At 72.0% G+C, this 12,960-nt stretch carries 11 protein-coding genes; 4 read left to right on the plus strand and 7 right to left on the minus strand.

Going from position 1 to position 12,960, the window contains the following annotated elements; translation table 11 throughout:
* Positions 1-76: 76 nt before the first annotated feature.
* The gene (locus tag GGE06_RS39020; protein ID WP_116157775.1) at positions 77-733 is read right to left on the minus strand and encodes a class I SAM-dependent methyltransferase; all 657 of its coding nucleotides are present in this window, start codon (positions 731-733) and stop codon (positions 77-79) included.
* Between the two features lie 194 nt (positions 734-927).
* Between GGE06_RS39020 and GGE06_RS39025 the strand changes: the two genes are divergently transcribed.
* On the plus strand, positions 928-3,210 hold the full coding sequence (locus tag GGE06_RS39025) for an MMPL family transporter (RefSeq protein WP_184933036.1): 2,283 nt from the start codon (positions 928-930) through the stop codon (positions 3,208-3,210).
* A 4-nt stretch (positions 3,211-3,214) separates the two neighbouring features.
* Here GGE06_RS39025 and GGE06_RS39030 read toward each other — a convergent pair whose 3' ends face one another.
* Together GGE06_RS39030 and GGE06_RS39035 are read right to left on the minus strand one after the other, a co-directional pair.
* The gene (locus GGE06_RS39030) at positions 3,215-4,138 is read right to left on the minus strand and encodes a TIGR03564 family F420-dependent LLM class oxidoreductase (RefSeq protein WP_116157773.1); all 924 of its coding nucleotides are present in this window, start codon (positions 4,136-4,138) and stop codon (positions 3,215-3,217) included.
* A gap of 83 nt (positions 4,139-4,221) precedes the next feature.
* A complete protein-coding gene (locus GGE06_RS39035; protein ID WP_116157772.1) occupies positions 4,222-5,139 on the minus strand; it encodes a glycerophosphodiester phosphodiesterase in 918 nt (305 codons plus the stop codon).
* Positions 5,140-5,306: 167 nt separating this feature from the next.
* On the opposite strand from GGE06_RS39035, the gene GGE06_RS39040 reads away from it, so the two are divergent.
* Both GGE06_RS39040 and GGE06_RS39045 read left to right on the plus strand, forming a co-directional pair.
* On the plus strand, positions 5,307-6,035 hold the full coding sequence (locus GGE06_RS39040) for an IclR family transcriptional regulator (protein WP_116157771.1): 729 nt from the start codon (positions 5,307-5,309) through the stop codon (positions 6,033-6,035).
* 153 nt (positions 6,036-6,188) lie between these two features.
* Positions 6,189-6,659 (plus strand): hypothetical protein, encoded by a 471-nt coding sequence (locus GGE06_RS39045; RefSeq protein WP_221519015.1) that lies wholly within the window; start codon positions 6,189-6,191, stop codon positions 6,657-6,659.
* A gap of 64 nt (positions 6,660-6,723) precedes the next feature.
* Here GGE06_RS39045 and GGE06_RS39050 read toward each other — a convergent pair whose 3' ends face one another.
* From GGE06_RS39050 to GGE06_RS39065, 4 genes are all read right to left on the minus strand, one after another.
* Positions 6,724-8,166, minus strand: coding sequence for a GH1 family beta-glucosidase (locus tag GGE06_RS39050; protein WP_116157769.1), 1,443 nt, complete (start codon positions 8,164-8,166; stop codon positions 6,724-6,726).
* Positions 8,167-8,214: 48 nt separating this feature from the next.
* Complete coding sequence (locus GGE06_RS39055) at positions 8,215-9,090, minus strand: carbohydrate ABC transporter permease (protein ID WP_116157768.1); 876 nt, start codon at positions 9,088-9,090, stop codon at positions 8,215-8,217.
* A gap of 4 nt (positions 9,091-9,094) precedes the next feature.
* The gene (locus tag GGE06_RS39060) at positions 9,095-10,102 is read right to left on the minus strand and encodes a carbohydrate ABC transporter permease (RefSeq protein WP_116157767.1); all 1,008 of its coding nucleotides are present in this window, start codon (positions 10,100-10,102) and stop codon (positions 9,095-9,097) included.
* Positions 10,103-10,204: 102 nt separating this feature from the next.
* Positions 10,205-11,557 (minus strand): ABC transporter substrate-binding protein, encoded by a 1,353-nt coding sequence (locus tag GGE06_RS39065; protein WP_184933037.1) that lies wholly within the window; start codon positions 11,555-11,557, stop codon positions 10,205-10,207.
* 319 nt (positions 11,558-11,876) lie between these two features.
* On the opposite strand from GGE06_RS39065, the gene GGE06_RS39070 reads away from it, so the two are divergent.
* Positions 11,877-12,950, plus strand: coding sequence for a LacI family DNA-binding transcriptional regulator (locus tag GGE06_RS39070; protein WP_116157765.1), 1,074 nt, complete (start codon positions 11,877-11,879; stop codon positions 12,948-12,950).
* The last annotated feature ends 10 nt before the right edge of the window (positions 12,951-12,960 follow it).

Raw genomic sequence — 12,960 nt, forward strand, 5'->3', positions numbered from 1 at the left:
AGGAGCAGAGGGCGTACGACTGTGACCTTCTTCTCTTCCGCATCCCGAGACGGCTGCCCGACCACTGGGACACCCCTCAGACGGGCTCGACCCGCCGCGCGAAACAGAAGAGATGCTCCTCCGGCGCCGCGCGCTCGTCGTCCGGCCGGAACACCGACACCTCGTGCCGCAGGACCTCGAGACCGCAGTCCTCCCGCAGCGTCCGCACGTACTCCTCGACCGGGAAACTGGACACCCTGACCGGCCGGCCCATCCACTCGATCTCCAGCCCGTCCACGTCCGCCGGCACCGTGGCGGTCACCAGATAGCCCCCGGGCGCCACCCAGCCCGCCATCCGCTCCAGGGAGGCGACGGCCTCCGCCCGGCTCATCATCAGCAGCGGGAAGAACGCGCACACGGCGTCGAAGCTCCCCGGGGCGGCGTCGTAGTCGCGCACGTCCACCTGCTCGAACCGGGCCTCCGGCACCTGCGCGCGGGCGAGCCCCACCATCTCCCCGGACACGTCGATGCCCGTCACCGCGCACCCGGCCCGTACCAGCCGGTCGGCGACCGGCCGCCCCGTTCCGCTGCCGACGTCCAGGACGCGGGCCCCCGCGCCCAGGCGGTCCGTCAGCCAGTCCACCGCCGCCAACTGCTCCGGCAGATGCCCGAAAGCCCGCTCGTACGCGATGCCCAGACCGTCGAACAGTTCCGCCGCCGACAGCGGCTTCCGCTCGGAACCCTCTTCCCGCATGCTGCTCCCCTTTCCCGGATGTCACGAGTTTCCCGGACGTCACGGGCGGACTACCCGCCGCGAGCGGTCTCCTACCGGGCCGCGCGGGCCGAGATGCCGGAGCGCGGAGCGAGGCGAAGAATGGACGGGGTAGGCCCGCACGACGCGGGTGCCGGAGCAGCTCGGGGACTTCCCTATCCGGACACGGCCACGCCATGAACGCAGGAAGCCCGGCCAAAAGCCGGCCAGCACCCTCCAGAGGCGTCCTCTACCGCACAGGTCACTGGTGCGCCCGGCACTTCATCATCGTCATCGCGCTCTGGCTGGCGGCCGTCGCGGGACTCCAGGTCCTCGACCGGGCCGTCGGCGGCGAGTACGAGGACAACTTCGCGCTCCCCGGAGTGCAGTCGGCCGAGGGCCTCGACGTCCTCAAGGCGCACGATCCCGCCGCCGGCGGATACACCTCCCAGGTCGTCCTGAACGACACCTCGAAGCCCCTCACGCAGGAGGCGTCCGCGGTCAACTCGGCCGTCGCCGCCCTGGCGAAGCTCCCCGACGTCATCGGCGTGCAGAACCCGCTCCCGCCGCCCGGGAGCACCCCGCCGCCGCTCCCGGCCGGCACGCCCAACGTGGGACCGCTCTCCACCGACGGCAAGACCGCCTACATCACCGTCCGCTTCAGCGTGGCGCCCTCCACCCTGGGCACCGACTACCTGAACGGCGTCGACGCCGCGGTCCAGCCCCTGCGGGACGCCGGCGTCGACGTCGAGTACGGCGGTTCGCTCGGCGAACTCGCCCGCCCGACGGCCGACGACCGCACCAGCGAGGCCATCGGCTTCGCCGTCGCCATCGTCGTCCTCCTCATCGGCTTCGGCAGCGTCATCGGCGCCGTCATGCCGCTGGTCACCGCACTGCTCGGAGCGGTCTGCGGGCTCGCCCTGCTCGGCCTGATGGCCGCCGCCTTCACCTTCGGGACCGTCTCACCCACCCTGGCCACCATGATCGGCCTCGGCGTCGGCATCGACTACGCGCTGTTCCTCATCACCCGCCACCGACAGAACCTCATGAACGGCCACGATCCCGCCGACGCGGCCGCCCTCGCGACCACCACCAGCGGCCGCGCCGTGCTCGTCTCCGGCTGCACCGTCATCATCGCCCTGTCCGGCCTGTGGGTCTCCGGTGTCACCTTCATCGGCAAACTCGGCCTCGCGGCCGCCTTCACGGTCGTCACCGCCGTCATCGCCGCGCTCACCCTCGTCCCGGCCATGCTCGGGCTGGTCGGCCGCAGCATCGACCGGTACCACGTCCGCAAGCCCGTCGCGGAGACCGACGCCGACCCCGGCACACCCGCGCACGGCACCTGGCACCGCTACGCGCAGCGCGTCGAGAAGCGCCCCTGGTGGTTCCTGACCGGCGGCGTCCTGGTCCTGCTCGTCCTCGCCTTCCCCCTGCTCTTCATCCAGCTCGGCCACATCGGCGACGGCGCCGACCCCGAGTCCTTCACCGACCGGCGGGCCTACGACCTGATCTCCACGTCCTTCGGCCCCGGCGCGAACGGGCCGCTCACCGTCGTCGTCGACCAGTCGGCCGTACCCGCCTCCGACCGGGCCGCCCTCGCCACCAAACTCCAGCAGTCGCTCACGGGCGTCCCGAACGCCGCCTTCATCACCCCGCTCCAGACCACCTCCGACGGGGACGTCCTCGTCGGCACCGCCTACTCGGTGGCCTCGCCACAGGACGAGAAGACGACCCAGCTGACCAACCACCTCGTCGACGACGTCCTCCCGCAGGCCGTCGCCGGCACCGACGCCCAGACCTACGTCACCGGGAACACGGCCGCCCAGGTCGACTTCCTCGACATCGTCTCCAGCCGCCTGCCGCTGATCATCGCCGTCGTCGTCGCGCTCGCCTTCCTCGTCATCCTGATCGTCTTCCGCGGCCTCCTCGTCGCGGTCAAGGCGGCCGTGCTCAACGTGCTCTCCATCGCCGCCTCGTACGGCGTCGTCGTGGCCGTCTTCCAGTGGGGCTGGGGCGGCCCCGCGCTCGGCGTCAACGGCAAGGTGCCCATCGAGAGTTACGTGCCGATGATGATGTTCGCCATCGTCTTCGGCCTGAGCATGGACTACGAGATCTTCCTGCTGTCCCGCGTCCGCGAGGCCTGGCTGCGCACCGGAGACTCCAAGGCCAGCGTGGCCCACGCCCTGGAGATCACCGCCCGGGTCATCACCTGCGCCGCACTGATCATGGTCAGCGTCTTCGCGGCCTTCATCGTCTCCGACAACATCGTCGTCAAGATGCTCGGCCTCGGCCTCGCCGCCAGCGTCCTCATCGACGCCACCGTGGTCCGCCTGCTGCTCGTACCCGCCGTGATGACCCTCCTCGGCAACCACGCCTGGTGGACCCCGCGCTGGCTGGACCGCATCCTGCCCCACCTGGACACGGAGGGCGAGGAAGCGCTCCAGGCCGAGGAAGTACCCGAAAGCGCCTCGAAGACCTAGGGGTTCAGCCGCGCGACAGTTCGCCGAGCAGCTTCCAGGTGCGGCGGCGGTCCTCCTCGCCCCCGAGGTCCGTCGCGGTGAACACCACCTCCGTCGCCCCCGCCTCGCGGTAGCGCCGCACCTCGGCCGCGACCGTCTCCTCGTCCCCGATCGCGGCCACCCCGGCCGCACCGTCGGCGCCGGAGAGCTCGATCGCGCGCTGGTACGAGGGAATCCGCTCGTACAGCGCGAGCGCCTCCGCCGCCTTCTCCCGTACTCCCTCGGCGTCCGCCGTCACCACGCCCGGCACGAGCGCCACGATCCGGGGCGCGGGTCGGCCCGCGGCCTCGGCGGCCGCTGTCACGGCCGGGACGATGTCCCTCTCCAGCGCCCGCGGACCGGCGAGGAACGGCAGGACGCCGTCCGCGAGTTCACCGCTGACGCGCAGAGCCTGCGGGCCCATCGCGGCGACGAGCACCGGCACCGGGGCCGCCCCCGGAACCGCAGCCGGGTACGGCGTCGTCGCGGTCAGCAACTCCCCGTGGAAGTCCGCCTCGCCCGTCTCCAGGAGCGGCCGCAGAGCGGTGAGGAACTCCCTGAGCAGCCCGATCGGCCGCTCGTACGGCAGACCGAACGCGGTCTCGGTCAGATACCGGGTGCCGAGGGCGAGCCCGAGGTGGTAGCGACCGCCGGTGGCCGCCTGCGCGGTCTGCGCCTGGCTGGAGACGAGCAGCGGATGGCGGCCGAAGACGGGTATCGCGGAGGTCCCGACGTGCAGCCCGGGCACCTCCCGCCCGACGATCGCGGCGAGCGAGGGAGAGTCGTACGCGAAGGTCTGCCCGAACCACGCCGAGTGCAGCCCGGCGCCGTACGCCTCTCGCGCGAGCCGCACGGTGTCGTCGACGGGAAGCTGCCGGGAGGTGGAACTGAGGGTCACGCCAAGGGTCATGCACGGGGCAACAGGCGGTCGGGGGAGGGCATTCCCGTCTCCGTGTGAACACCGTGTGGCGCGCCCCCGTCGCCCCGTGTCGGTCAGTTCCCCCGGCCTGACGACCAACCGCCCAGTTCCGTCGGCCGGTTCGTGATGACGCCGTCCACGCCCAGCGCGTCCAGCGCCTTCCACCGCGCCGGCGTGTCGACCGTCCAGACGTTCACGGCCACGCCCGCCGCGTGAAGGTCGCCGACCACCTGCGGACGGGTGGCGAGCGCGGTGTCCGCGACGTTGTACGCGGCGAGGTCCAGATCCTTGGCGACCGCCACGGGGTCGGCGTCCAGGGCGCTGCGCAGCAGGCCCAGCGGCAGCTCGGGCGCCAGTTCGTGCGCGTACCGCAGGGACGGGACGTCGAAGCTCTGGACGAAGACCCGGTCCGTCATGTCCTGGTCGCGGACGTCCCGGACGATCCGGGCCACCTCGGCACGCGTGTGGCGGCCCTTGATCTCCAGGAGCAGCTTCCCGCCGCGCTCCCGCAGGTCCGCGAGCTGCGCGGCCAGGGTCGGCACCCGGGTGCCCGCGTAGGCGGGGGCGAACCAGGAACCGGCGTCCAGGGCGTCCAGCTGGGCGGAGGTCAGCGAGCGGATCGCCCCCGTGCCGTCCGTGGTCCGGTCGACGGTCGTGTCGTGGAGGATGTACGGCACGCCGTCCTTGCTGGGCTGCACGTCGTTCTCGATCCAGACCGCCCCGCCCCGCCGGGCCACCTCGTCCGAGACCAGCGTGTTCTCCGGGGCCGCGGACGGCGCACCCCGGTGGGCGATCACCGTCAGCGGCGCCCCCGCCGCGCGCATCCACGGGCTCGCCGCCGCGGCGGACGCCGCCGGGCGGGGCTCGGACCGCGACGGCGGCGCGGCGACGACGAACACGGTCGCGAGCCCCGCGACGGCGGTGGCCACGGCCACCAGTGCGGCGGTCCTGCGCCGACGGGACCGGGCGGCGGGCGGTTGAGCGTCTCTCATGTCCGACCACCCTACGGGGTCCCCCGCCGATCGGGCCGGGCGCGCGGCGACACGACCGGCAGCGCAAGCCCTTCGTCGCAATGGCCGGGTCTGGGGCACTCTGTGACGCGTGCCCGCAGCCGTGCCATCGGGGGACCACGGCCGGGCGTACCGAGTCAGGGGGACTCATGGACACCGGAACGGCACGGAGAACCGGCGGCGTCGCGGAGACGGCCGCGCCGCAGCGCCAGGAGCGCGGCCGGGGAGTGCTCGAAGGAGCGTTCGCGCTGCTCGACGCCCTGCGCCGGAACGGCGACGAGGCCGGCGTGACCGAACTCGCACTCGCCTGCGGCGTGCCCAAGGGCAGCGTCCACCGGCTGCTCGACCAGCTGGTCGGCGTCGGCGCCGTCGAACGCAAGGGCAACCGCTACCGGGTCGGCCCGCAGCTCTACCGCCTCGGTCAGGCCTGGGAACCGCACCCCGGCCTGCGCCCCGCCGCCCGGCTGCCGCTCCAGCGCCTCCGGGCCGCCACCGGAGCCAGCGTCGTCCTCGCCGTGATGCGCGAGGACATGGCGATCACGGTCGGCTCGGTGCCCGGCGACCTGGAGCCGCTGCTCCCCGTCCGCGACGGCATCGCGTTCCGCCTCGACACCGCCGCCGGAAAGGCACTGTGCGGGCCGCTCAGGGGCGGGCCGGTGCTCGACCGCGAGGACGTCATGGACGGGGTGTGCTGCGCCGCGCTGCCGGTCCGCGCCCCGGACGGCCGTACGGTCGCGGCGCTCGCCGGCATGGTCCCGGCCGGCCGCGGACTCGACGCCCTCGCCCAGGCCGTCGCCGAGGCGGGAGCCGCGGTCACCCGCGCGCTCGCCCGCGGCGGGCACCGGGGGCCGGTCCCGCCGAGCACGGTCGCCTTCTAGCGGCTGTTCCGCCCAGCGGAACGCGCGTAGAGCCGGGGCGGGACCGCCGGGCACAGTGGATGTCGTGCCGGGGGAAACGGCACACCGGGACCGCCGGGGGAGGCGGACCGGACACCACGTCACACCCGTGACCCGAATGTGTGGGGGGACCACATGCGCAAGAACCGACTCGTCCGAACGGCCGCCACCGCCCTGCTCGGACTCGGCAGCCTCGGCGCCTTCGCCGGCACCGCGCACGCCGAGCCGATCGACTACGTGAAGATCGAGCTGTTCGAGCTGCACTGCCAGCAGAACAGCGAGGGCGACCACGACGAGGCCTACCTCAAGATCACCGACGCCAACGGCAACGCCGTCAAGGTCTGGCCCGGCAACGGCATCAAGTACCAGACCATGGGCACCGGTTACGTCCGCTCCATGGAGGACGGCAACGGCAACGCCGCGCTCATCCTCGGCAAGGAGCAGGCCCGCACCCTGACCCTGTGGGACTACGACACCACCAGCAGCGACGACAAGCTCGGCGCCACGCTCGTCACCGGCAGCGAGGTCGGCGCCGAGACCCAGTGGCGCACGGTCGAGGGCTCCGGCGGCATCTACGTCATCGGCTACCGCGTCGTCGACATCTGACGGGCGATCAGTACGTGAGCGAGGGCCGTGCCGGACGTCCGGCACGGCCCTCTCCCGTTCCGCCTCAGTGCCCGTCCGGCGCGTGCAGCTCGCCCGAGCGCGCCACCCGCGCGTACCAGCGGGCGCTGGACTTCGGGGTGCGCTCCAGGGTGTCGTAGTCCACCCGGACCGCGCCGAACCGCTTCGCGTAGCCGTACGACCACTCGAAGTTGTCGAGCAGCGACCAGAGGAAGTAGCCCCGCACGTCCACCCCGTCCGCCATCGCCCGGTGCACCGCCTCCAGATGCGCGTGCACATAGGCGGCGCGCTCCGGGTCGTGCACCGCACCGTCCGGACCCACCACGTCCTCGTACGCCGCACCGTTCTCGCTGATCACCAGCGGGAGTTCGGGGTACGCGGCGGAGACCCGGGTCAGCAGGTCGTACAGCGCGCTCGGGTCGACCGCCCAGCCCATCGCCGTCGGCTCGCCGGGCGCCCGGTGGAAGGCGACCGCGTCCGCGCCCGGCCACGGCGAGTGGTCGCTGTTGCCGTGCCCGTCGTCCTGCGGCTTCTCCGCACCCTCGGGGACGGTCGAGACGACCGTCGGCGTGTAGTAGTTGATCGCGAGGAGGTCCAGCGGCTGGTGCGCCGTCGCGGTGTCGCCGTCCCGGACGAAGGACCAGTCGGTGAGGTGCGCCGTGTCGGCGAACAGGTCCTCCGGGTAGGCGCCCTCCAGCATCGGGCCCAGCCAGATCCGGTTGCCGACGGCGTCGATCCGGCGGGCCGCGTCCAGGTCCTCCGGCGAGGAGGTCAGCGGACGGATCTCGTGCAGGTTGAGCGAGACCGCGATCTGCCGGTCCGCCGGCAGCGCGGCGCGCAGCGCCTGGACCGCCAGGCCGTGCCCGAGGTTGAGGTGGTGGGCGGCACGCAGCGAGGCCACCGGCTCGGTCCGGCCGGGGGCGTGGACCCCGGAGCCGTACCCCAGGAAGGCGCTGCACCACGGCTCGTTGAGCGTGGTCCACCGCTTCACCCGGTCGCCCACGGCGTCGGCGACGATCCCCGCGTACTCGGCGAACCGCTCGGCGGTCGCCCGCTCGGGCCAGCCGCCGGCGTCCTCCAACTCCTGCGGCAGGTCCCAGTGGTAGAGCGTCAGGGCCGGTTCGATGCCGGCGGCGAGCAGCTCGTCGACGAGCCGCCGGTAGAAGTCGAGGCCCTGCTGCACGGCGGGCCCCCGGCCGGTGGGCTGGACGCGTGACCAGGAGACGGAGAACCGGTAGGCGTTCAGGCCGAGTTCGGCCATGATCCCGACGTCCTCGCGGAACCGGTGGTAGTGGTCGACGGCCACGTCACCGGTGTGGCCCTCGAAGACCTTGCCGGGGGTGTGCGAGAAGGTGTCCCAGATGGAGGGGGTACGGCCGTCCTCGGCCGCCGCTCCCTCGATCTGGTACGCGGCGGTGGCGGCGCCCCACAGGAAGTCGGCGGGGAACGAACGGGTGGCGGTGAGCGGCCGGGTTTCGGGCGCGGTCATAGGGGAGGGCTCCCAACACGGGTACGGAGGGACAGAACAGGGGGCTCGTCAGCTCTTCACGGCACCGGCCGTGATGCCGCCGACGATGTGCTTGCCGAGGAGGGCGAAGACGAGCAGCAGCGGCACGGTGGAGATCAGCGCTCCGGTCAGCACCACGGCCTGGTCCACGCTGTGGTTGCCCGCGCCGAGCCCGGCGAGCGCCACCTGAAGGGTGGGGTTGCCGTCCGGGGTGAGCGCGATGAACGGCCAGAAGAAGTCGTTCCAGGCCTGGACGAAGACCAGCATGCCGAGCACGGCCATCGCCGGCCGGGCCACGGGGAAGACCACGTGCCAGATGATCCGCAGGCTGTGCGCCCCGTCCATCCGGGCCGCCTCCACCAGCTCCATCGGCAGCGCCTCCACGAGGAACTGGCGCATGAAGAACACGCCGAAGGCGGCGACGAGCGAGGGCAGCACCACCGACTGGAGCTGGTCGAACCAGCCGAGGTCCGTGATGATCTGGTAGAGCGGGATCACGCTGAGCTGTGGCGGGACCGTCATCGTGGCGACCACGAGCGAGAGCAGCATGCCCCGGCCCCGGAAGGGCAGTTTGGCGAAGGCGAAGCCGGCGAGGGTGGAGAAGAGCACGGTGGACAGCGCCACCAGGCTCGCCACGACCGTGGTGTTGACCAGTGCCTCGCCCATGTCGACCTGGTTCCAGGCGAATTCGAGGTTGTCCAGGAGCTGATTGCCGGGCAGCAGCGGTGCCGGGGCCTCCACGACCCGCTCGCCGGTGTGGGAGGCGGCGACCACGTTCCAGTACAGCGGGAAGAGCGAGACGACGGCGGCGACGGTGAGGAGGACGTACGTCAGCGGTCCCGCGTGGTGCTGACGGCCGGCCGACGGACGGAACCCGGCGCGGCGCGGGGTGAGTGTGCGGGCCATGAGGTCATCTCCCCGGCTTCGTGCGGTTGCGGCGGGAGACCAGCGCCTGGACGCCGCCGATCAGGAGGAGGAGCAGGAGCATGACCCAGGCGATCGCGGAGGCCTGCCCGAGCGCTCCGGTCACCCAGCCCTTCTCGTACATCAGCAGGCTCAGCGTCTGGAACTGGTTGCCGCTGCCGCCGCTGATGCCGACGCTGCCGCCGAAGAGCATCGGCTCGCCGAACAGCTGGGTCGCGCCGATGGTCGAGACGATGACCGTGAAGAGGATCGTCGGCCGGATCGAGGGGATGGTGACGCTGAGGAACTGCCGCCAGCGCGAGGCCCCGTCCAGCGAGGCCGCCTCGTAGAGGTCCTGCGGCACGGCCTGCATCGCGGCCAGGTAGATCAGCGCGTTGTAGCCGGTCCAGCGCCAGGTGACGATCGTCGAGATCGCGATCTGCGCCGGCCACTTGGACGACTCCCAGTCGACCGGACCGATGCCGGTCCAGCCGAGGAGACCGTTGATCATCCCGTAGTCGGTGTTGAACAGCTGGGCGAAGACCAGGGTCGCCGCCGCGATCGAGGTGGCGTACGGGGCGAGGATCGCGACCCGGAAGAAGCCGCGGCCGCGGAGCTTGTAGTTGAGTAGGTGCGCCAGGCCCAGGGCCATGAGCAGCTGCGGAACGGTCGATATCACCCCGATGGTGAAGGTGTTGAGGAGCGCGTTCCAGAAGAACTCGCTGGTCGCGAGGTCCGTGTAGTTCTCCAGGCCCTTCCACGTCGGGTCGCCGCCGAGCTCGACCCGGTTCAGCGAGAGCCAGCCGGTGTAGAGCAGCGGGAAGAGCCCGAAGGCCGCGAAGGTGAGGAAGAAGGGGGCGACGAAGACGTACGGGATCGCCTTGATGTCCCAGCGGTAGAGGGTGCTGCGCCAGCCGCGCGGGGCGGCACGGCGGCCGCGGGGGCCGCCGGGGGAGGAGGGCGGTGCGGCGGGCGGCGGGGAACCGGCCCGCTTCGCCCGAACGGAGGTGGCCACGGGGGCGTCCTTCCAGGTCGATGCGTGCGGTGGTACGGGCGGTGCCGGTCCGCCGCCTGGCAGGCGGCGGCGGACCGGCGGTCGCCCCCGTCCGGAAAGGGCCTAGTGGTCGATCTTGTCGTCGACCAGCTTCTTGACGTTCTCCCAGGCCTTGGCCGGGTCGGTGCCGCGCTGCTCGATGTCGAGGATGCCGTTGTCGGTGAGGAAGGTCTTCACCTGGCCGTCGTAGCGGCTGATGACAGCGGGGTGGATGCCCACGGCCGCGCTGGAGAAGATCTTGCCGACCGGCGTGTCGCCGAAGTACGGCAGCTTCGCCTCCTGGACCGCCGAGGAGAGCAGCGTGTCCTTGGACGAGGGGATGTTGCCGTTGACCGCGAAGACCTTGGCGTGCTGCGCCGGGGCGGTCAGCCAGGCGGCCAGCTCGGCGGCCTCCTCGGTGTGCTTGCCGGCCTTGGGCACGGCGAGGAAGGAGCCGCCCCAGTTGCCGGCGACCGGCGGCGCGGCGATGTCCCACTTGCCCTGGTTGGCGGGGCCGGCCTGGTCCTTGATGATGCCGGTCATCCAGCTCGGGCAGGCGACCGTGGCGAACTTCGAGTTCTTGAAGGCCGCGTTCCACGTGCCCTTCTCGTCGAACTGGCGCAGCTTGGCGGTGAGTCCGCCCTGGGCCGCCTTCACGGCGGTTTCCCAGGCCTTCTTCACGCCGGGGCTGTTCTCCCAGTCGAGCTCGCCGCTCGCGTTGGCGTACTGCACCGGGTCGCTGGAGACGACGGCGTTGAAGAGGCCGCTCGCGGAGTCGTGGAAGGCGGTGCCGGCGGGCGCGGCCGCCTTGTACTTCTCGCCGGTCTCGATGAACTTGGACCAGTCGCCGGCCCACAGCTTGCCGACCTCCTCGCGGGTGGTCGGCAGCTTGGCCATGGCGAAGAGGTCCTTGTTGTAGCAGATGGCCATGGGGCCGATGTCGGTGCCGAGACCGATGACCTTGCCGTCGGCCGTCGTGGCCTGCTTGACCTTCCAGTCGAGGAAGTCGCCGAGGTTCGCGCCGCCCTCCTTGCCCAGGTCGACCCACTTGTTCGCCATGGCGGTGCCGGTAGCCTCGGCGATGTAGCCCACCTCGACGGCCTGGATGTCGGCGACGCCGCTGTTCTGGGTGAGGCGCAGCTTGAGCGTGTCCCAGTACTTCTGGCCGTCGGAGACGTTCGACTCCTCGATCTTGATGTTCGGGTGGAGCCGCTCGTACTCGGCGTACAGCTTGGCGCCGGTCTTGTCGTCGTAGCCGAAGGAACCGAAGGTCCCGATCCGCAGCGTGATCCTTCCGGAGCCCGAGCCGCTCGCGCCGCCCTTGCCGCCGCTGTCCTCGTCGCTGCCGCAACCGGTGAGCAGGGTCGTGCCGGTCGCGACGACGGCGACCGCCGCGAGCGCCGCACGGCGTCCGCGTCTGCTGCTGGAAGTGCGCATTCCACTCTCCTCGTCCAAGGTGGTGCTCTTTGTGCGCCAAGAGGCCCGGCCGGCTGATCGCGGCTCGGCGGCGCCTGCCAGGACCTGATGCGGGGCTGTGTCGCGTCCCTATGGGAGCGCTCCCACGTCGTTGCCGGAAGGTTGCTGCCTGGCGGGTGCGGGTGTCAAGACATGAACGCGGATTCGTTACCGGAAGGTTTTCCGGCGGTTTCGCGCCGCCCTGCGGTCATCGAGCCGTCATCTCCTGAACGCGGGCGCGTGGCGCGGCAGGGTGGTGGTGGACTAGTGTGGGAGCGCTCCCATACCTCTGTGGGTGCCGATGAGCAGCGCGTGGTCCTACGAGGGGAGTTCGGGAGTCGTGAGCGGACGGCAGAGCGGCAGACCCACCCTGGAGCAGGTCGCGGCCAGGGCCGGGGTCGGCCGGGGCACGGTCTCCCGGGTGATCAACGGTTCCCCCCGGGTGAGCGAGCAGACCAGAACGGCCGTCGCCCGGGCCGTCGCCGAACTCGGCTACGTGCCCAACCAGGCCGCCCGCGCCCTGGCCGGCAGCCGCACCGACGCGATCGCGCTCGTCATCCCCGAGGCCGAAGCCCGGCTCTTCGCCGAGCCCTACTTCCTCGACCTCATCCGCGGGGTCAGCGCCGAACTCGCCGAGGCCGACAAGCAGTTGCTGCTCACCCTGGTCCGCAGCGAGCAGGAGCGGCAGCGCTTCGAGCAGTACCTCGCGGCCCAGCGCGTCGACGGGGTGCTGCTCGCGTCTGTCCACGGCGACGACCCGCTGCCCGACCGCATCAGGGAACTGGGCCTCCCGGTCGTGATGAACGGCCGCCGCACGGAGGCCGAGCCCGTCCCGTACGTGGACTCCGACAACATCGGCGCCGGGCGCGCGGCCGTCGCCCACCTGGTGGGGCGCGGCCGGAGCCGTATCGCGACCATCACCGGACCCTTCGACATGTACGTGGCCCGGGCCCGGCTCGGCGGCTACCGGGCCGGGCTCACGGAGGCCGGAATCCCGCCCGACGAGACCCTGGTCTCGGCCGGTGACTTCACCGAGGAGGGCGGGCGGCGGGCCATGCGGGAACTCCTGGACCGCCGGCCCGACCTGGACGCCGTGTTCGCCGCCTCCGACGTGATGGCGGCGGGCGTGCGCGGGGTGCTTCGGGAGGCGGGCCGCCGAGTGCCCGAGGACGTCGCGCTCGTCGGTGTCGACGACTCGCCGGTGGCGCGGCTCATGGACCCGCCGCTGACGAGCGTGCGGCAGCCCATCGAGGAGATGGGCCGCACGATGGCGCGGATGCTGATCCGGGAGATCCACGAGAGCACGGAGGCCGCCCCGGTGGAGCCGCGCCGGCACGTGCTGCCGACGGAGCTGATCGTGCGGGAGTCGAGCTGAGGGGGAGTGT

The organism is Streptomyces nymphaeiformis (assembly GCF_014203895.1).
In the GTDB taxonomy this organism is placed as follows: Bacteria; Actinomycetota; Actinomycetes; order Streptomycetales; family Streptomycetaceae; genus Streptomyces; species Streptomyces nymphaeiformis.

What these genes read in the sequence shown, in the direction of transcription:
- GGE06_RS39020 (WP_116157775.1), bottom strand. Translation starts at nt 733, where the DNA reads ATGCGGGAAGAGGGTTCCGAGCGGAAGCCGCTGTCGGCGGCGGAACTG.
- GGE06_RS39025 (WP_184933036.1), top strand. Translation starts at nt 928, where the DNA reads ATGAACGCAGGAAGCCCGGCCAAAAGCCGGCCAGCACCCTCCAGAGGC.
- GGE06_RS39030 (WP_116157773.1), bottom strand. Translation starts at nt 4,138, where the DNA reads ATGACCCTTGGCGTGACCCTCAGTTCCACCTCCCGGCAGCTTCCCGTC.
- GGE06_RS39035 (WP_116157772.1), bottom strand. Translation starts at nt 5,139, where the DNA reads ATGAGAGACGCTCAACCGCCCGCCGCCCGGTCCCGTCGGCGCAGGACC.
- GGE06_RS39040 (WP_116157771.1), top strand. Translation starts at nt 5,307, where the DNA reads ATGGACACCGGAACGGCACGGAGAACCGGCGGCGTCGCGGAGACGGCC.
- GGE06_RS39045 (WP_221519015.1), top strand. Translation starts at nt 6,189, where the DNA reads ATGCGCAAGAACCGACTCGTCCGAACGGCCGCCACCGCCCTGCTCGGA.
- GGE06_RS39050 (WP_116157769.1), bottom strand. Translation starts at nt 8,166, where the DNA reads ATGACCGCGCCCGAAACCCGGCCGCTCACCGCCACCCGTTCGTTCCCC.
- GGE06_RS39055 (WP_116157768.1), bottom strand. Translation starts at nt 9,090, where the DNA reads ATGGCCCGCACACTCACCCCGCGCCGCGCCGGGTTCCGTCCGTCGGCC.
- GGE06_RS39065 (WP_184933037.1), bottom strand. Translation starts at nt 11,557, where the DNA reads ATGCGCACTTCCAGCAGCAGACGCGGACGCCGTGCGGCGCTCGCGGCG.
- GGE06_RS39070 (WP_116157765.1), top strand. Translation starts at nt 11,877, where the DNA reads ATGAGCAGCGCGTGGTCCTACGAGGGGAGTTCGGGAGTCGTGAGCGGA.